Annotated in this window: 15 protein-coding genes and 1 riboswitch; of the genes, 3 read left to right on the top strand and 12 right to left on the bottom strand. The window is 73.0% G+C overall.

Annotation, left to right across the window (positions count from 1 at the left end; all coding sequences use genetic code 11):
* Nucleotides 1-5: 5 nt before the first annotated feature.
* The 4 genes from LIV55_RS11690 to ilvA all read right to left on the bottom strand — a co-directional run bounded on the left by LIV55_RS11690 (nucleotide 6) and on the right by ilvA (nucleotide 4,093).
* A complete protein-coding gene (locus LIV55_RS11690; protein ID WP_229300308.1) occupies nucleotides 6-2,222 on the bottom strand; it encodes a heavy metal translocating P-type ATPase in 2,217 nt (738 codons plus the stop codon).
* Entirely contained in the window at nucleotides 2,219-2,440 is a 222-nt protein-coding gene (locus LIV55_RS11695; RefSeq protein WP_201465057.1) for a heavy-metal-associated domain-containing protein, read from the bottom strand. The genes LIV55_RS11690 and LIV55_RS11695 overlap by 4 nt, the downstream gene beginning before the upstream one ends.
* A 44-nt stretch (nucleotides 2,441-2,484) precedes the next feature.
* Nucleotides 2,485-2,766: a metal-sensitive transcriptional regulator gene (locus LIV55_RS11700; RefSeq protein WP_068271984.1), complete on the bottom strand. Its 282-nt coding sequence runs from the start codon at nucleotides 2,764-2,766 to the stop codon at nucleotides 2,485-2,487.
* Nucleotides 2,767-2,830: 64 nt separating this feature from the next.
* Entirely contained in the window at nucleotides 2,831-4,093 is a 1,263-nt protein-coding gene (gene ilvA, locus LIV55_RS11705) for a threonine ammonia-lyase IlvA (RefSeq protein ID WP_229300309.1), read from the bottom strand.
* A gap of 57 nt (nucleotides 4,094-4,150) precedes the next feature.
* Nucleotides 4,151-4,328: riboswitch (cobalamin riboswitch) on the top strand.
* Nucleotides 4,329-4,371: 43 nt separating this feature from the next.
* Between ilvA and LIV55_RS11710 the strand changes: the two genes are divergently transcribed.
* The 3 genes from LIV55_RS11710 to LIV55_RS11720 are packed head-to-tail and all read left to right on the top strand — an operon-like array spanning nucleotide 4,372 to nucleotide 7,288.
* Nucleotides 4,372-5,430, top strand: coding sequence for a FecCD family ABC transporter permease (locus LIV55_RS11710; protein ID WP_229300310.1), 1,059 nt, complete (start codon nucleotides 4,372-4,374; stop codon nucleotides 5,428-5,430).
* Nucleotides 5,427-6,230: an ABC transporter ATP-binding protein gene (locus LIV55_RS11715; protein WP_229300311.1), complete on the top strand. Its 804-nt coding sequence runs from the start codon at nucleotides 5,427-5,429 to the stop codon at nucleotides 6,228-6,230. The genes LIV55_RS11710 and LIV55_RS11715 overlap by 4 nt, the downstream gene beginning before the upstream one ends.
* Nucleotides 6,227-7,288 (top strand): ABC transporter substrate-binding protein, encoded by a 1,062-nt coding sequence (locus LIV55_RS11720; protein WP_229300312.1) that lies wholly within the window; start codon nucleotides 6,227-6,229, stop codon nucleotides 7,286-7,288. The genes LIV55_RS11715 and LIV55_RS11720 overlap by 4 nt, the downstream gene beginning before the upstream one ends.
* 60 nt (nucleotides 7,289-7,348) lie before the next feature.
* Here LIV55_RS11720 and LIV55_RS11725 read toward each other — a convergent pair whose 3' ends face one another.
* The 8 genes from LIV55_RS11725 to LIV55_RS11760 form a co-directional block, all read right to left on the bottom strand.
* Nucleotides 7,349-7,726, bottom strand: coding sequence for a DUF779 domain-containing protein (locus LIV55_RS11725; protein WP_201465065.1), 378 nt, complete (start codon nucleotides 7,724-7,726; stop codon nucleotides 7,349-7,351).
* Nucleotides 7,727-7,729: 3 nt separating this feature from the next.
* Nucleotides 7,730-9,253, bottom strand: a complete 1,524-nt coding sequence (gene adh, locus LIV55_RS11730; RefSeq protein WP_123092448.1) for an aldehyde dehydrogenase — start codon at nucleotides 9,251-9,253, stop codon at nucleotides 7,730-7,732.
* A 277-nt stretch (nucleotides 9,254-9,530) separates the two neighbouring features.
* Nucleotides 9,531-10,550, bottom strand: a complete 1,020-nt coding sequence (adhP, locus tag LIV55_RS11735) for an alcohol dehydrogenase AdhP (RefSeq protein ID WP_191563521.1) — start codon at nucleotides 10,548-10,550, stop codon at nucleotides 9,531-9,533.
* Nucleotides 10,551-10,806: 256 nt separating this feature from the next.
* Nucleotides 10,807-11,622 (bottom strand): hypothetical protein, encoded by an 816-nt coding sequence (locus LIV55_RS11740; RefSeq protein WP_191563522.1) that lies wholly within the window; start codon nucleotides 11,620-11,622, stop codon nucleotides 10,807-10,809.
* Nucleotides 11,619-13,268: a phosphoglucomutase (alpha-D-glucose-1,6-bisphosphate-dependent) gene (gene pgm, locus LIV55_RS11745; RefSeq protein WP_229300313.1), complete on the bottom strand. Its 1,650-nt coding sequence runs from the start codon at nucleotides 13,266-13,268 to the stop codon at nucleotides 11,619-11,621. The genes LIV55_RS11740 and pgm overlap by 4 nt, the downstream gene beginning before the upstream one ends.
* Before the next feature lie 211 nt (nucleotides 13,269-13,479).
* Nucleotides 13,480-14,970 (bottom strand): MDR family MFS transporter, encoded by a 1,491-nt coding sequence (locus LIV55_RS11750; RefSeq protein WP_229300314.1) that lies wholly within the window; start codon nucleotides 14,968-14,970, stop codon nucleotides 13,480-13,482.
* Nucleotides 14,971-15,104: 134 nt separating this feature from the next.
* Nucleotides 15,105-15,593 (bottom strand): MarR family winged helix-turn-helix transcriptional regulator, encoded by a 489-nt coding sequence (locus tag LIV55_RS11755; RefSeq protein ID WP_372456517.1) that lies wholly within the window; start codon nucleotides 15,591-15,593, stop codon nucleotides 15,105-15,107.
* Between the two features lie 88 nt (nucleotides 15,594-15,681).
* Nucleotides 15,682-16,938 carry a sigma-54-dependent transcriptional regulator family protein gene (locus LIV55_RS11760; protein ID WP_229300315.1) on the bottom strand — a complete coding sequence of 419 codons (1,257 nt, stop codon included), beginning with the start codon at nucleotides 16,936-16,938 and terminating at the stop codon, nucleotides 15,682-15,684.
* Between the last annotated feature and the right edge of the window lie 18 nt (nucleotides 16,939-16,956).

Below are 16,956 nucleotides of genomic sequence, written 5' to 3' on the forward strand. Positions count from 1 at the left end.
GAGCCCTACGCCCGGCGCAGCCGCAGGCTGCTGAGGACGACGCACACCGAGCTGAAGGCCATCGCCGCACCCGCGATCATCGGGTTGAGCAGGCCCGCCATGGCGAGCGGGATCGCGAGCGTGTTGTAGCCGAAGGCCCACACGAGGTTCTGCTTGATGACCTGCAGCGTGCGTGCCGACAGCGCCATCGCCTCGGGCACGGAGGCGAGGTCGTCACGCACGAGGACGATATCGGCGGACTCCATGGCGACGTCCGTGCCCGCGCCCATCGCCATGCCGAGGTCGGCCTGCACGAGGGCGGCGGCGTCGTTGACGCCGTCGCCGACCATCGCGACGACCCGGCCGGACTCCTGCAGCTCCGCGATGCGGGCGTGCTTCTCGTGCGGCTTGACGCCGGCGACGACGTGCTCGGGCTCGATGCCGACCTTCGCCGCGACCGCTCGCGCGTTGATCTCGGTGTCGCCGCTGAGCAGCCAGGCCTCGAGCCCGGCGGCCCGCAGGTCGCGCACCGCCTGGGCGGAGGTCTCGCGCACGTCGTCGGCGACGGTGAGCGCGCCGCGGGCGCGGCCGTCCCACCCGACGAAGACGGTGGTCCCCGGCCGGTCGAGGGTCGCGAGCTCGGCGGGCACCTCGTCGAAGAGCTCGGGCAGGCCGACGGTCACCTCGGTGCCCCCGACGACGGCGCGGGCACCGGAGCCGGGCAGCGCGACGAAGTCGCGGGCGTCGGGGATCTTCAGCCCCTTCTCCTCGGCGCGCGCGACGACCGCCCTGGCGACCGGGTGCTCGCTGCCGCGCTCGACGGCGGCCGCGGCGACGAGAGCGGCGAAGGGGTGCAGCCCGGGCTCGGCGGCCAGACCGGTGAGCCGGGTCCGGCCGGTCGTGATCGTGCCCGTCTTGTCCATGACGACCGTGTCGATGCTGCGGGTGTCCTCGAGGACCTGCGGGCCCTTGATGAGGATGCCCTTCTGCGCGCCGCGCGAGGTGCCGACGAGCAGGGCGGTCGGCGTGGCGAGGCCGAGCGCGCAGGGGCAGGCGATGATGAGCACGGTGATGGCGACGCCGATCGCCGTCGTCGCGCTGCCGGACCCGATCCACCAGCCGACGAAGGTGAGCGCCGCGAGAGCGAGCACGACGGGCACGAAGACCGCGGAGACGCGGTCGGCGAGACGCTGGACGTCGGCCTTGCCGGTCTGGGCCTGCTCGACGAGCCGGGTGATCGCGGCGAGCGTCGTGTGCGCGCCGACCGCCGTCGCCTCGACGACGAGCCGGCCCGAGGTGTTGATCGTCCCCGCGTCGACCGTGCTGCCCGCCTCGACGTCGACGGGCACGGACTCGCCGGTGACGACGGAGGTGTCGATGGCCGAGACGCCGTCGACGACGACGCCGTCGGTCGCGACCTTCTCGCCGGGTCGCACGACGAAGTGGTCGCCGACGCGCAGGTCGTCGACAGGGATGACGACCTCGGTCGTCGCGCGGGTGGTCGCCGAGATGCGCTGGACGGCGACCTCCTTGGCCCCGAGGTCCATGAGAGCGGTGAGCGCGGAGCGGCCCTGCGCCTTGGCCCGCGACTCGAGCCACCGGCCGAGGAGGAGGAAGGCGGTGACCACCGCTGCCGTCTCGAAGTAGTAGTGCCCCTCCTCGCGGGGGTGGTGGCCGGGGCCGACGACGAGCGCGACGGTGGACCACACGAAGGCGGCGGTGACGCCGAGGCTGACGAGCGTGTCCATCGTCGAGGTGCGGTGCCGGGCGGCCGCGACCGCCGCACGGTGGAAGGGCCAGGCGCACCACACGACGACGGGGGCGGTGAGGACGAGCTGCAGCCACGGGTTGGCGGCGAAGGTCCACGGGCCCATGGCGAGCAGCACGACGACGAGCGCGAGCGGCCCGGCGACGAGCAGGCGTCGGCGCAGGTCGTCCTCGCGCACGTGGGTGTGCTCCGGCGGCGCGAGCCGGGTGCCGGGGTCGAGGACGGTCGCGCCGTAGCCGCTCGCCTCGACGGCCCCGACGATCTCGTCGTGGGTGACGTGCCCCGGGTAGGTGACGTGCGCGCGCTCGGTCGCGAGGTTGACGCTCGCGCTCACGCCGTCGAGACGGCCCAGGCGCTTCTCGACGCGGGCGACGCACGACGCGCACGTCATGCCGGTGATGGCCAGGTCGACCTCGTGGACGTCTGCTGCGTCCGCCGTCGAGGGGTCGGCGTCGGTGGGGTGGGTGGTGCTCATCGCGGGGCGACCGTGTACCCGGCCTCGTCGACCGCGGCGGCGATGTCCTGCGGGCTCACGGGCCCCTCGCTCGTGAGGGTGACCGGCGAGCTGCCGCCGGCGACGAGCTCGACGGCCACGGCCGAGACCCCGGAGATCTCGCCGAGCTCCTCGGACACGTGCCGGACGCAGTTCTCACAGGTCATGCCGTCGACGTAGATGGTGGTCTGCTCGCTCATGGTGGTGCTCCTTCGTCGATGGTGGGTGGTCTGGGGGAGGGGCGTCAGGAGCGCACGAGGCGCGCGATCGCCGCGCTGGCCTCGCGCACCTTCTCCTGGGCGGCCTCGTCGCTCTCGCGGGCGGCGTCGACGACGCAGTGCCCGACGTGGTCCTCGAGCAGGCCGAGGCTCACGGCCTGCAGCGCCTTCGTCGCGGCGCTCACCTGGGTGAGGATGTCGATGCAGTACTCGTCGTCGTCGACCATGCGGGCGATGCCGCGCACCTGCCCCTCGATCCGCTTGAGACGCTTGAGGTAGGCGTCCTTGTCGGCGGCGTATCCGGCCACGGCGGTCTCCCTTCGTCCCCTCGAAGATACCCCCAAGGGGTATGAAGGGACAAGCCCCAGGCGGTTACTGGATGAAGCGGAAGAGCGGGCTCGAGGGGCGGATGCGCTCGATGCGCACCGGCGAGGCCTCCATCCGGCGCAGGAGGGGGTCGAGGTCCTCCGGGGCACCGAGCTCGACGCCGACGAGGGCCGGCCCGGTCTCGCGGTTGCTGCGCTTGACGTACTCGAAGAGCGCGATGTCGTCGTCCGGCCCGAGGACCTCGTCGAGGAAGCGGCGCAGCGCCCCGGGCTCCTGCGGGAAGTCGACGAGGAAGTAGTGCTTGCGCCCCTGGTGCACGAGGGCCTTCTCGACGACCTCGGCGTAGCGGGAGACGTCGTTGTTGCCCCCGGAGACGACGGCGACGACCGTGCTGCCCGGCGTGACCCCGAGCTCGTCGAGGTCGATCGCGGCGAGGGCGGCGGTCGCCAGCGACCCCGCGGGCTCGGTGACGATGCCCTCGGTCTGGTAGAGCGCGAGCATCTCGACGGCGACCGCGCCCTCGGCGATGGAGTGCACCGGCGCATCCGTGGCCGAGACGGCTGCGTAGGTGAGCGCGCCGACCTCGCGCACCGCGGCGCCGTCGACGAAGGGGTCGACGTCACCGATCGCGACCGGGCGGCCCGCCTCGAGGGCGGCCGACATCGACGCCGCCCCGGAGGGCTCGATGCCGACGACCCTCGTCGCGGGGTGGTGCGCGGCGAACCACGTCGCCATCCCGCCGAGCAGCCCGCCCCCGCCGACGGGGACGAGGACGACGTCGGGGGCCCTGCCGAGCTGCTCGACGACCTCGAGGGCGACCGTGCCCTGACCGGCCATCGTGTCGACGTGGTCGAAGGCGGGCACGACCGTCGCCCCGCTCTCGCGGGCATGACGAAGGGCGGAGGCCGCCGCGTCGTCGTAGACGTCGCCGCCGACGACGACCTCGACGTGCTCGCCACCGAGGGCGGCGACGCGGTCGCGCTTCTGGCGGGGGGTGGTGCGGGGCAGGTAGATCCGGGCCTGCACCCCGAGGCGCGCGCAGGCGTACGCGACGCCCTGGGCGTGGTTGCCGGCGGAGGCCGCGACGACCCCCTTCGCCCGTTGCTCGGGGGAGAGGCGCGCGATGAGGGTGTAGGCCCCGCGGAGCTTGTAGCTGCGCACCGGCTGGAGGTCCTCGCGCTTGAGGAGCACGTGCGCACCGGTGGCGGTGCTGTGCCGGGCGGAGGGCTGGAGCGGGGTGGGGTCGAGGAGGTCGTGCAGCAGGCCCGCGGCCGCCTCGACGTCCTCCGCGCGGATCGGAGAGCTCACGCTCGCAGGCTAGACCTCGTCGCCGACGCCGTGCTGCGAGGTCCGCGCTGCGTCGCGTAGTGTCGGCAGCGAGTCAGACGCACACCAGTGCAGAGGGAATCCGGTGAGAGTCCGGAGCTGTCGCGCAGCGGTATGGGTGACTGACGGGGTGAGATCCACTGGGCCGGAAGGCCTGGGAAGGGACCCCGTCGGGACGACCCCGAGTCCGAAGACCTGCTGACTCGCTGGACCCCGACAGGGCCTCGCGATCCGGGCCCCCGACGCACCTGGAGACCCCCGTGTCCCACGACCGCCCCGGCGGCCGGCGGCTGCCCGTCGTGCCGCTGCTGCTCGTCCTGCTCGTCCTCACCGTCGTCAGCGGCGTCGTCTCGCTCGGTCTGGGCTCCGAGCCGCTGCCGCTGCGCGGGGTCGTCGACGTCCTGCGCGCCCGGGTCGTCGGCGCGGCGGGCCCGGACCCCGCCCTCGACACCATCGTGTGGGAGCTGCGCGCACCGCGTGCCGTCATGGCGATGGTCGTCGGCGCCGGCCTGGCCGTCGCCGGCGCGTGCATGCAGACCCTCGTGCGCAACCCGCTCGCCGACCCCTACCTCCTCGGGGTCTCGGCCGGGGCCGGTGTCGGTGCCACCCTCGTCATCCTCCTCGGTGCGCTCGCCGGGCTCGGGGTGTGGGCGCTCTCGCTCGGCGCGCTCGGCGGGGCTCTCGTCGCGACCGCCCTCGTCCTCGGCATCTCCCTGGCCCAGGGCGGGATCACCCCCCTTCGCCTCGTGCTCACCGGTGTCGTCATGTCGGCGGCCTTCTCCTCCGTCTCGAGCCTGCTCGTCTTCCTCAGCGCCGACCCGCGGGCGACGCAGTCGGTGCTCTTCTGGCTGCTCGGCAGCCTCTCCGGGTCGGTGTGGCAGCAGGTGCTCCCGCCCGTGCTCGTCGTCGTCGTGTCCGGCGTCGTCCTCCTCGCGCTGCACCGCTGGCTCGACGCGCTGGCTGCCGGACCCGACGTCGCGGGCGGTCTGGGCGTCCCGGTCCGAGAGCTGCGGCTCGCGCTCTTCGTCCTCGTCTCGGTCCTCGTAGGGGTGCTCGTCGCGGTCTCCGGCGGCATCGGCTTCGTCGGGCTCGTCGTCCCGCACATCGCCCGCATCCTCGTCGGCGCGCGGCACCGCTACGTGCTGCCGGTCGCGGCCGCCGGGGGCGCGCTCTTCCTGCTCTGGGTCGACGTCGCTGCCCGGACCGTCGTGCGACCGCAGGAGATCCCGCTGAGCGTCGTCACCGGGCTCGTCGGGGCGCCGATCTTCCTCGTCCTGCTCGGCAGACGGCACTACTCGTACTCGGGAGGCGCCGGATGACCCACCTGTCCACGACCGGGCTCGCCGTCGAGATCGGCGGGCGCACGATCGTCTCCGGTGTCGACCTCGACGTCCCACCCGGGTCGATGCTCGCCCTCGTCGGCCGCAACGGCAGCGGCAAGTCCACCCTCATCAGGTCGCTCGTCGGCCTGCGACCCCCGGCCGCCGGCACGGTGCACGTCGACGGGGTCGACCTCGCACGCCTGTCGTCGCGGCGGCGGGCCACCCGGGTGGCCTACGTCGCGCAGGAGGACGGTCCTCCCGAGGACCTCCTCGTCGGCGAGATGGTCGCGATGGGGCGCACCCCGCACCGACCGCCGTGGGCCGTCGACGAGCGCTCCGAGCGCGAGCTCGTGCTCGAGGCGCTGCGTCATGTCGGCATGGTGGCGAAGGTCGACCGCCCCTGCCAGCACCTCTCCGGGGGCGAGCGCCGCCGGGTGATGCTCGCCCGTGGCATCGCCCAGGGGTGCGACCTGCTCGTCCTCGACGAGCCGACGAACCACCTCGACGTGCACCACCAGGACCAGCTGCTCCAGACGGTGCGTCGCCTCGGGTGCACGGTCGTCGCCGCGGTCCACGACCTCTCGCTCGCGGCCGCCCACTTCGACGCCGTCGCCGTGCTCCACGACGGCGCCGTCCACGCCCTCGGGCGTCCCCGCGACGTCCTCACCCCCGAGCTCGTGCGCGACGTCTTCGACGTCGGCGCCCGTCATCTCACCGACCCGGTCACCGGCCGGGTCCACCTCGTCCTCGGTGCCGGCGCCCCGCCGGTGCCCGCTCCTCGAGAGGCAGTCCTGTGACCCCCCTTCGCCCCGCCCGAGCCGCCCAGGCCCTGTCCGCCGCCGTCCTGCTCGGCTCTCTCCTCGTCGGGTGCGGATCCGCGACGTCGACGGCCCGCAGCAGCGCGGACGACGCCGGCGAGGTGACGGTGTCGACGTGCGGTGAGGACGTGCGCTTCCCCTCGCCCGCGCAGCGGATGTACGTCGCCGGCGACGGCAACCTGCTCGCGATGGTGCTCGCCGTCGGGGCGCAGGACCAGGTCGCCGGGGCGAGCGGCACGACGGACACGGCGGAGGCCCTCTCGCGGGTCTACGGGTCCGACGTCGTCGACGGCATCCCCGTCGCCACCCGCGACCAGCCGACGATGGAGAACGTCCTCGCCCAGCGGCCCGACGTCATGCTCGCCGGGTGGAGCTACGGCTACACCGAGGAGCGCCGGCTCACGCCCGAGCTGCTGAGCGGCCGGGGGATCGCGCCGTACGTGCTGTCGGAGAGCTGCCGGCAGGAGGACGGCGCGCGCGGCACGATGCCGCCGTGGGAGGCCCTGTCGGCCGACATCGAGGCGGTCGGGGCGATCACCGGGCACGTCGACGAGGCGGCCGAGGTCGACGCCGACATCACGCGCCGCCGGGAGGCGCTGGAGGCGGCGCCCCAGGCGGCCGAGCGCCCCACGGTCTTCCTCTTCGACTCGGGCACGAAGGAGATCTTCACCTCAGGAGCCTTCGGCGGGCCGCAGGCGATCATCGAGGCAGCGGGGGCGAAGAACGCCACGGCCGACGTCGACGACACGTGGACGACGGTGTCGTGGGAGCGGCTCGTGCGCTCGTCGCCGGACTTCATCGCCTTCGTCGACTACGACGGGCAGACCTTCGAGCAGAAGGTCGAGGTGCTGCGGACCAACCCGGCGACGAAAGACCTCCCCGCGGTGCGCGAGGAGCGCTTCCTCAACCTGCCGATCCCGGCGTGGACGAGCAGCCCGCTCAACATCGACGCGGCGGAGGCGCTGCGCGCCGAGCTCGAGGAGCACGACCTCGTGCCGGCGAGCGGGATCACCCCCGAGCACGACCTCGAGCCGTGACGCGACCGACGCCCCGTGACCACGTGGTCCACGGGGCGTCGGCCGCCTGGGGGGAGGTTCTTACAGCAGGCCGTGCTCGACGAGCTCGTCCTGCGACATCAGCCGGGAGCGGATGAGGAAGCGCACCCCCTCGGGGGCCTCGACGGAGAAGCCGGACCCCCGTCCCGGCACGACGTCGACGGTGAGATGGGTGTGCTTCCAGTACTCGTACTGGCTCACGCTCATCCAGAACTCGACCGGTGTCGCCGACCCCACCTCGAGCGTGCCGAGGAGGATGTCGGCCTCGCTGGTGATGAAGTCACCCGCGGGGTAGCACATCGGCGATGACCCGTCGCAGCAGCCGCCGGACTGGTGGAACATCAGCGGCCCGTGGGTGCGCTCGAGGCGCTCGATGAGCTCGACCGCGGCGGGCGTGATGTCGACCTTGTCCGAGGGCATGGCTTAGAAGAAGCCGAGCTTGTCGGGGCTGTAGCTGACGAGGAGGTTCTTCGTCTGCTGGTAGTGGTCGAGCATCATCTTGTGGTTCTCGCGCCCGATGCCGGACTGCTTGTAGCCACCGAAGGCGGCGTGCGCCGGGTACTGGTGGTAGCAGTTCGTCCACACGCGGCCGGCCTTGATCGCCCGGCCCATCTCGAAGGTCGTGTGCGCGCTACGCGACCACACCCCGGCGCCGAGGCCGTAGAGGGTGTCGTTGGCGATCTGCAGCGCCTCGGCCTGGTCGGCGAAGGAGGTGAGCGAGACGACGGGGCCGAAGATCTCTTCCTGGAAGACGCGCATCGAGTTCTTGCCCTCGAAGACGGTCGGCTGGATGTAGTAGCCGCCCGCGAGATCGCCCTCGAGCTCGAGCTTGTCGCCACCGGTGAGGACCTTCGCGCCCTCCTGCTTGCCGATGTCGAGATAGCTCATGATCTTCTCGAACTGGTCGTTGCTCGCCTGGGCGCCCATCATCGTGTCGGTGTCGAGCGGGTTGCCCTGCTTGACCGCCTTGACCCGCTCGAGGGCGTCGCCGACGAACTGGTCGTAGATCGAGCCCTGGACGAGCGCGCGCGACGGGCAGGTGCAGACCTCGCCCTGGTTGAGGGCGAACATCGCGAAGCCCTCGAGCGCCTTGTCGTAGAAGGCGTCCTTGCTGCTCGCGACGTCCTCGAAGAAGACGTTGGGGCTCTTGCCGCCGAGCTCGAGGGTCACCGGGATGATGTTCTGGCTCGCGTACTGCATGATCAGGCGGCCGGTCGTCGTCTCGCCGGTGAAGGCGATCTTGGCGATGCGGGGGCTGGAGGCCAGCGGCTTGCCGGCCTCGACGCCGAAGCCGTTGACGATGTTGAGCACGCCCTCGGGCAGCAGGTCGCCGATGAGCTCGGCGAGCTTGAGGATCGACCAGGGGGTCTGCTCGGCCGGCTTGAGGACGACGCAGTTGCCCGCGGCGAGGGCCGGGGCGAGCTTCCACACCGCCATGAGGATGGGGAAGTTCCACGGGATGATCTGCCCGACGACGCCGAGCGGCTCGTGGAAGTGGTAGGCCATAGTCGTCTCGTCGATCTCCGAGATGCCGCCCTCCTGGGCGCGGATCGCGCCGGCGAAGTAGCGGAAGTGGTCGACGGCGAGCGGGAGGTCGGCGGCGAGGGTCTCGCGGACCGCCTTGCCGTTGTCCCACGTCTCGATGACCGCGAGGTCCTCGAGGTTGTCCTCCATGCGCTGGGCGATCTTCAGCAGGATGTTCGAGCGCTCGGTGGTGCTCGTGCGGCCCCACGCGCCGGCGGCGGAGTGCGCGGCGTCGAGGGCGGCGTCGATGTCCTCCGCGGTGCCGCGGGCGATGGACGTGAAGACCTGGCCGGTGACCGGCGTCGGGTTCTCGAAGTACTGACCACCCTTGGGTGCGACCCACGTGCCGCAGATGTAGTGGTCGTACTTCTCCTTGACCTCGATCGCGCTGTCGGCGCTCCCGGGCTGTGCGTAGACGGTCATGCGTGCCTCCGGCAACTCGTCGGCAGTGCCTCGTCGCGCTGCCGTTGCCCGGACCGTAGGTCGCCCCGGGTTGGTCGAAGGTTGGTCGGCCCGGTCCCCCTTCGCCCGGCGATGACCGGTAAACCCGACGCTGACCGGGCAGCTCGCTGCTGACGCAGACATAACCCGGTCCGTCCTGGGTCTCTCGGTCGGCCCGAGGCATCTCGGCCACCCCCCGTAGACGCGCGGACGCCCCCTTCGCCAGGTGACGAAGGGGGCGTCGGGCGAGCTGCGCAGGTCAGTACCGGATGACCACGCGCCCGTCGATCGCGCCGTCGCGCATCTCCTCGAAGACCGTGTTGATCTCGTCGAGCTCGCGGGCCTGCCACGTGGGCTTGACCAGGCCCCGCGCGTAGAAGTCGATCGCCTCGACCATGTCCTGGCGTGTGCCGACGATGGAGCCACGCACGGTGAGCGCCTTGAGGACGATGTCGAAGATCGGGGCGGGGAAGTCGCCCGGCGGCAGGCCGTTGAAGACGATGGTGCCGCCGCGGCGCGTCATGCCGATGGCCTGCCCGAAGGCGGAGGGGTGCACGGCGGTGACGAGCACGCCGTGAGCGCCACCGGTGGCCTCCTGGATCGCCTCGACGGGGTCGGTGGTGCTGGCGTCGACGACGACCTCGGCGCCCAGGCGGGTGGCGAGGTCGAGCTTCGCCTGGGAGACGTCGACGGCGGCGACGCGCAGGCCCATCGCCACGGCGTACTGCACGGCGACGTGACCGAGCCCGCCGATGCCGGAGATGACGACCCACTGGCCGGGACGGGTGTCGGTGACCTTGAGGCCCTTGTAGACGGTGACGCCGGCGCACAGGATCGGCGCGACCTCGAGCGGGTCGACACCGGCGGGGATCCGCGCCGCGAAGCGCTCGTCGACGAGCATGTACTGGCCGAAGCTGCCGTCGACGGAGTAGCCGCCGTTGGTCTGCTCCTCGCACAGCGTCTCCCAGCCGGTGCGGCAGTGCTCGCACGTGCCGCAGGCCGACCACAGCCAGGCGTTGCCGACCATGTCGCCGACGGCGAGGGTGCTCACCCCGTCGCCGAGCTCGACGACCTCGCCCACACCCTCGTGGCCCGGGACGAAGGGGGGCTGCGGCTTGACCGGCCAGTCGCCCTCGGCCGCATGGAGGTCGGTGTGGCACACCCCGCTCGCGACGAGCCGGACGAGCGCCTGGCCCGGCCCGGGCCGGGGGATGTCGATCTGCGACACGTCGAGCTTCTCGCCGAACTCACGGACCACTGCTGCCTGCATCGTGCTCATGCTGCGTCTCCTCATCTGGGTGAGGGGACCTGACGGCTGCGGCCGGTGGCCGGACGCACCGTCGCGCCCCTGTCGTGGCGCAGACGTTAGGGAGCAGCGGGTAGGTCAGTGGTTGGGCGGTGTGCCGACGGTCGAGGTGGTCTCGGGGCTTCGCTGGTCGAGGTGGTCTCGAGGCTCCTGCGTCGCACCTCGACCATCCACATTCGCTGGTCGAGGTGCGAGCGCCCGCCAGGGCGCGAGCCTCGAGACCACGGCGTCAGGAGCGGACAGGTCGCCCCCGACGACGCCCCACCGCCAGCGAGACCACCTCGAACCTCGTGCTCACGTCAGGAGCGATCGCGCCCTGCCGCGTCGTGGCCTCCAGGCGCGCCCGGTCGCGCGACGCGTGAGCAGCCATGCCGTGCACCTCGCCGGCCGAGACCTGCAGCACGAGGTGCACCCGGCCGTCGTCGGTGGTGTCGTCCGAGGACGCGGGCCGGAGCGGGTGGTGCTCGACCCGCGCCGTGGCGACGCCGGCTGTCGCGTCCTCGGCCTCCCGGTCGGACCCGACGACGGCGACGACATGTCCTGCCGCGTGCCCGCCCCCGGCTCCGTCCAGCACGAGACGCACGACACCGTCGGGGAGGTCCCGATCAGGTCTGCCCGGCCAGGGCGCGAAGGGCCACCCGGCGCGGCGGTAGCCGATCTGCAGCGAGACGACGCTGAGGTCGCCCGAGGACGTGCCCCGGTCGCGCACGACGCGCTCGGCCGCCCCGCGGGTCGATCGCACGGTGATCCCGATCGGGCCCGCCAGCTCGTCCGGTGCGTCGGGCATCCCCAGCTCTGGAGCACCCAGGAGCACGACGTGCACGACGCCCTCGGTGGGCACGGGACCGTCGGTGTCGTGCGTCTCCCACGACACCGAGGACGCGGGGTGCCGGGCGACGACGGAGCGCTCGAGGCCTGCTGCCTCGCTCTCGTCGGTGACGACAGCGACGAGAGGCTCGACGACGTCCTCGCCGTCGCCGGGCCCGGACCGGGCGAAGACGAGGTAGACCGTCGTGACCGGCGGTGCCTGGGAGGGCCGCCTCACCCGCCGAGCACGTCGTCCACGAGCGCCTTCGCGTCCGCCTGCACCTGCGCGAGGTGCTCGGGCCCGCGGAAGCTCTCGGCGTAGATCTTGTAGACGTCCTCGGTGCCGCTCGGGCGGGCGGCGAACCACGCCGACTCCGTCGTCACCTTGAGCCCGCCGACGGCGGCGCCGTTGCCGGGCGCCTCGGTGAGCTTGGAGATGATCGGCTCGCCGGCGACGGAGTCAGCGGTCACGGCGTCCGGGCTGAGCGAGGACAGGCGCGCCTTCTGCTCGCGGTCGGCGGGGGCGTCGATGCGCGCGTACGCCGGGTCGCCGTGCGCCGCGACGAGATCGGCGTAGTGCTCCGACGGCGAGCGCCCCGTCTTCGCCTGGATCTCCGAGGCGAGCAGGGCGAGGATGATGCCGTCCTTGTCGGTCGTCCACACCGTGCCGTCGGTGCGCAGGAAGGACGCCCCGGCCGACTCCTCGCCGCCGAAGCCGACCGACCCGTCGAGCAGCCCGGGGACGAACCACTTGAAGCCGACGGGCACCTCCCACAGCTCCTTGCCGAGGTCGGCGGCGACGCGGTCGATCATCGAGCTCGACACGAGCGTCTTGCCGATCCGCTCGCTGCGCCAGCCCGGCCGCGCCCCGCCGTAGAGGTACTGGATCGCGACGGCGAGGTAGTGGTTGGGGTTCATCAGCCCGCCGTCGGGCGTGACGATGCCGTGCCGATCGGAGTCGGCGTCGTTGCCCGTCGCGATGTCGTACTCGTCCTTGCGCGCGACGAGCGAGGCCATCGCCGACGGCGAGGAGCAGTCCATCCGGATCTTGCCGTCCCAGTCGAGCGTCATGAAGCGCCACGTCGGGTCGACGACCGGGTTGACGACGGTGAGGTCGAGGCGGTGCCGCTCGGCGATGGCCTCCCAGTAGTGCACAGCAGCGCCACCGAGCGGGTCGGCGCCGATGCGCACCCCCGCGTCACGGATCGCGTCGATGTCGAGCACCGACGGCAGGTCGTCGACGTACGTGCCGAGGAAGTCGTAACGACCCACCTGCGTGATCGCCCGGGCGAAGGGGGTGCGCCCCACCCCGTCGAGACCCCGCCGGAGGTAGTCGTTGGCCGCGGCCGCGATGACCTTCGTCGCGTCCGAGTCGGCCGGCCCGCCGTGCGGAGGGTTGTACTTGAAGCCTCCGTCTCCCGGCGGGTTGTGCGAAGGGGTGACGACGATCCCGTCGGCAAGGCCCGCCCCCTTCGCGCCGAGGTCCTTGCCACGGTTCGCCCGCAGGATCGCGTGCGAGACAGCGGGGGTCGGGACGACGCCGTCCTGGCTGTCGACGAGCACGGTGACCCCGGCGGCGACGAGGACCTCGATCGCCGTCGTCCAGGCCGGCCCGGAGAGGGCGTGCGTGTCGGCGCCGAGGAAGAGCGGTCCGTCGACCCCCTGCTCGCGGCGGTAGTCGACGATCGCCTGCGTCGTCGCGAGGATGTGCTGCTCGTTGAAGGAGGTCTTCAGCGAGCTGCCGCGGTGCCCGGAGGTGCCGAAGGCGACCTGCTGGTCGACGTCCTCGGGGTCAGGGGTGAGGACGTAGTACGACGACACCAGCTGCGGCACGTCGACGAGGTCGGAGAGCTGCGCCGGCTGACCGGCCCGATCGGAGGTCATGGCCCGACGCTACCGAAGCTCGCCCCGCCGCGGGCCCGCCCCGGGGGGGGGGGGGGCCCCCCCCCCCCGCGGGCCCCCCCCCCCCCCCCCCCCCCCCCCCCCCCCCCCCCCCCCCCCCCCCCCCCCCCCCCCCCCGGCGGGGGCCCCCCCCCCCCCCGGGGGGGGGGCCACCCCCCTCGACCCGAGCCCAGGCGACCGGGGCCGACGCCGCTCAGTGCGCCATCGGCAGGGGCGCACTCTCGTCTGTCTCGGGCCGGCGCACGAGCAGGCTCGCCGCGACCCCGACGAGGCTGATGCTCGCGCCGACGAGGAAGGCGAGGTGCACGCCCGCGGCCGTCGTGGCCCGCTCGTCGGCACCGCCCGCCGCAGCGGTGTGCTCCGCCGCCGCCATGACGGTGATGAAGAGCGCCGTGCCCACCGCACCCATGACCTGCTGCACCGTGTTGAGCACCGCGCTGCCGTGCGAGTACAGCGCCGGCTCGAGCGAGCCGAGGCTCGCGCTGAAGAGCGGGGTGAAGGTGAAGGACAGCCCGATGTTGAGCAGCACGTGCACGACGACGATCATCGCGATGCTCGTGTCCTCGTGCAGCAGCAGCGACATCAGCCAGAGGGCCACGCTGATGAGCGTCGCGCCGACGGGCAGCAGAGGTCGCGGGCCGAGGGCGTCGTACAGGCGCCCGACGACGGGGGAGAGCAGACCCATCGCGAGACCGCCCGGCAGGAGCAGCAGCCCGGTCTCCAGGGTGCCGAGACCGAGGACGTTCTGCGTGTAGATGGGCAGCAGGACGAGGCTGCCGAAGAGGACGAGGCTGGCCAGCGCGATGAGCACGATCGAGAAGGTGAAGTTCTTCGTCGCGAAGGTGCGCAGGTCGAGCAGGGGGCTGCCCGTGCGCGCCAGGCGCACCTGGCGCAGGACGAAGAGGACGAGCGCGACGACGCCGACGCCGGCCGGGAGCGCGGGGTCGACGGCCTGACCCTCCGACGCGCCCTCGCCGAGGGCCGACAGCCCGTAGACGAGCCCGCCGAAGCCGAGCGCGGACAGGACCACGGACGGGACGTCGAGGTCGACCTCGCGCGGGGTGGTGACGTCGACCATCTTCTTCGCCCCGACGACCAGCGCCACCACCGCGACGGGCAGGACGACGACGAACATGAAGCGCCAGCTGAGCACGCTGAGCACGAGCCCGGAGATCGTCGGGCCGATGGCGGGCGCGACGGCGATGACGACGGAGATCGTGCCCATCGTGCGGCCGCGGGAGTGCGCCGGCACGAGGCTCATCGCGGTCGTCATGAGCAGCGGGATCATGATCGCGGTCCCGCTGGCCTGCACCACACGGGCGAGCAGCAGCACCCCGAAGCCCGGGGCGAGGGCAGCGAGCAGCGTGCCGGCGGTGAAGAGCAACATCGCGAGCAGGTAGATCGGCCGGGTGTGGAAGCGCTGCATGAGGTAGCCGGTCACCGGGATGACGACCGCCATCGTCAGCAGGAAGCCCGTGGTGAGCCACTGGGCCGTGGCCGCGGTGATGCCGAGGTCGACCATGAGGGTCGGCAGGGCGACGCTCATGACCGTCTCGTTGAGCACGACGACGAAGGTCGACACCACGAGGATGCCGATGACGAGGCGGTTGCGTGCGGTGTCGTCGGCGTCGAGCCGAGGGGGCGCCGCGGGGTCGTGCGGCGAGATCGCCACGGAGTCGGTCACTGGTGCTCCTCGTGAGGTCTGGCGGGGCCAGGGGTGGGGGCCGGGCGGGCTCGGCTCTGAGCGCCGCGGCGGTGTGCGCGCCGGTCGGGGGCGATCGGCGAAGGGGTGTCGTGCGGGGGTGGTGCGGGGCCGGCCTAGCGCCGGCTGATCGCCGCGGCCGCCGAGGAGACCGCGGCCACCGTGGCCGGGTCCTCCAGGCACGTGCGCAGCGCTGCGTCGTGCACCGGGCGGGCGGCGGCGAGCAGGTCCCGCCCGTCGTCGGTGAGCTCGGTGTAGATGCCCCGGCGGTCGGACGCGCAGATGACCCGTCGCAGCAGACCGCGCGACTCGAGCCGCCCGACGAGACGCGTCGTCGCCCCGGTGGTGAGCGCGGCGACGCAGGCGACGTCCTGCATCCGCAGGTGGGCGTCGACCTGCTCCTCGAGGATGTCGAGGACGGTGAACTCGACGAGCGAGAGCCCGACCTGCGCGACTGCCGTCGACAGCGCGTGGTCGACATGGCAGTGCGCCGACCTCATCGCGCGCCAGTCGGCGACGAGGTCACGGCGCGGGTCGGCCCCGGCGGACCAGCGCAGGGCCGCCGCGGCGTCGTCCACGGGGCGCTGGGTGATCTCGGTCGTCACCGGGCGAGCATACATCTGCAGGCGTCGATAGCCGTCGCGTGCAGATATCCGCTCGTGCAGAGACCCCGGGAGGCGGGCAGGACTGCATTCACTCGCCGCGTGCGGCGCGCAGCGCGAGCAGCTCGGCGCGAAGGGGGTGCCCCCCGGGCGTCGCGTCGACCCGGTCGAGGGCGAGGTCGACGACCTCGGTGTCGTAGGGCGCGGCCTCGGCGTAGCGCACGACGGCGGCCGGGTCGGGGTCGGCGATGAGGCTCTCGCGCACCGCGACCGCGAGGTACTCGGCCGTCTCGGTGAGGCCGGGGGAGTCGGTGCCCGGCACGAGGTCCCCGCCATACGCCTCGACGGCCGCGCGCACGTCACCCCGGCGCACGGCCTCGCGCACCGTCGCGACGTCGGAGGTGACGGGCAGGTCGAGACGGTAGGGCCGCGAGGCGAGGCGACCGCCCAGCGCCGACCGCAGGTGCGAGACCTCCGCCTTGAGGGTGCCGAGCGAGACGGCCCGGTCGCCGTAGAGCTGGGCGTGCAGCTGCTCGAGCGAGAGGCCGTCGGGGTGCAGGACGAGCAGCGCGAGGATCTCGCCCTGCCGCCGGGTGAGGAGCAGGCGGCTGCCGTCGAGCCAGCCCTCGACCCGGCCGAGCAGACGCAGGTGCAGGCCGTCGAGCGGCGTCTCCTGCCGGTAGGCACCCGGCTCGGCGCCGAGCCGCAGCCGGCTCTCGACGAGCCGGGCGAGGGCCTGCGCCGTCGTGCCGCCGAGCGGGTGCGCGCGGTCCCACGTCGTCGACAGGTCGAGCACGCCGAGCTGCGCGCCGGTCACCGGGTCGTGGACCGGGGCGGCCCAGCACACCCACGAGTGGACGATCGGGGCGTAGTGCTCGGCGGAGAAGACCGTCGTCGTGCGGTCGGTGCGCAGCGCGAGGTTGAGCGCGTTGGTGCCGATGCTCTCCTCGTCCCACCGGCCGCCGGCGACGAAGTTCACCGACTCGGCCCGGCGCCGCATGACCCGCCCGCCGTAGGTCCACAGGATGCGGGTCTGCGGGTCTGTCACCGCGACGACGAGGTCGCCGTCGTCGGCGACCGACCGCAGCTCCGCCTCGAGGTCGGACACGGCTCGTCCGAGCGTCGACTGGGTGAGGTAGGCCGAGGTCTCCGCCTCGTCGGACATCGGCGCGCTGCTCGGCGCGCTGCTCAAGGTGGCCTCGCTGCGACGCCACGAGTCGAGGATCTCCGGGCGCACCGGGGCCGGCTCGTCGGGGCGGTCGTCGTCCGTGCGCTCGACCCAGCCCTCCCACGCGCGCTCGACCGCGCGGCGCTGCCCGTGCAGGCCCTCGCCGGTGGATCGGGTCATGGCTCCCCCTTCGCGTCG

It is taken from the genome of Janibacter melonis, from assembly GCF_020567375.1.
GTDB classification, from domain to species: Bacteria; Actinomycetota; Actinomycetes; order Actinomycetales; family Dermatophilaceae; genus Marihabitans; species Marihabitans melonis.

Bases quoted from the DNA above. Each gene is read 5' to 3' on its own strand.
- pgm (WP_229300313.1), bottom strand. From the start codon at position 13,268: ATGACCTCCGATCGGGCCGGTCAGCCGGCGCAGCTCTCCGACCTCGTC.
- LIV55_RS11695 (WP_201465057.1), bottom strand. From the start codon at position 2,440: ATGAGCGAGCAGACCACCATCTACGTCGACGGCATGACCTGTGAGAAC.
- adhP (WP_191563521.1), bottom strand. From the start codon at position 10,550: ATGAGCACGATGCAGGCAGCAGTGGTCCGTGAGTTCGGCGAGAAGCTC.
- LIV55_RS11690 (WP_229300308.1), bottom strand. From the start codon at position 2,222: ATGAGCACCACCCACCCCACCGACGCCGACCCCTCGACGGCGGACGCA.
- adh (WP_123092448.1), bottom strand. From the start codon at position 9,253: ATGACCGTCTACGCACAGCCCGGGAGCGCCGACAGCGCGATCGAGGTC.
- LIV55_RS11715 (WP_229300311.1), top strand. From the start codon at position 5,427: ATGACCCACCTGTCCACGACCGGGCTCGCCGTCGAGATCGGCGGGCGC.
- LIV55_RS11725 (WP_201465065.1), bottom strand. From the start codon at position 7,726: ATGCCCTCGGACAAGGTCGACATCACGCCCGCCGCGGTCGAGCTCATC.
- LIV55_RS11760 (WP_229300315.1), bottom strand. From the start codon at position 16,938: ATGACCCGATCCACCGGCGAGGGCCTGCACGGGCAGCGCCGCGCGGTC.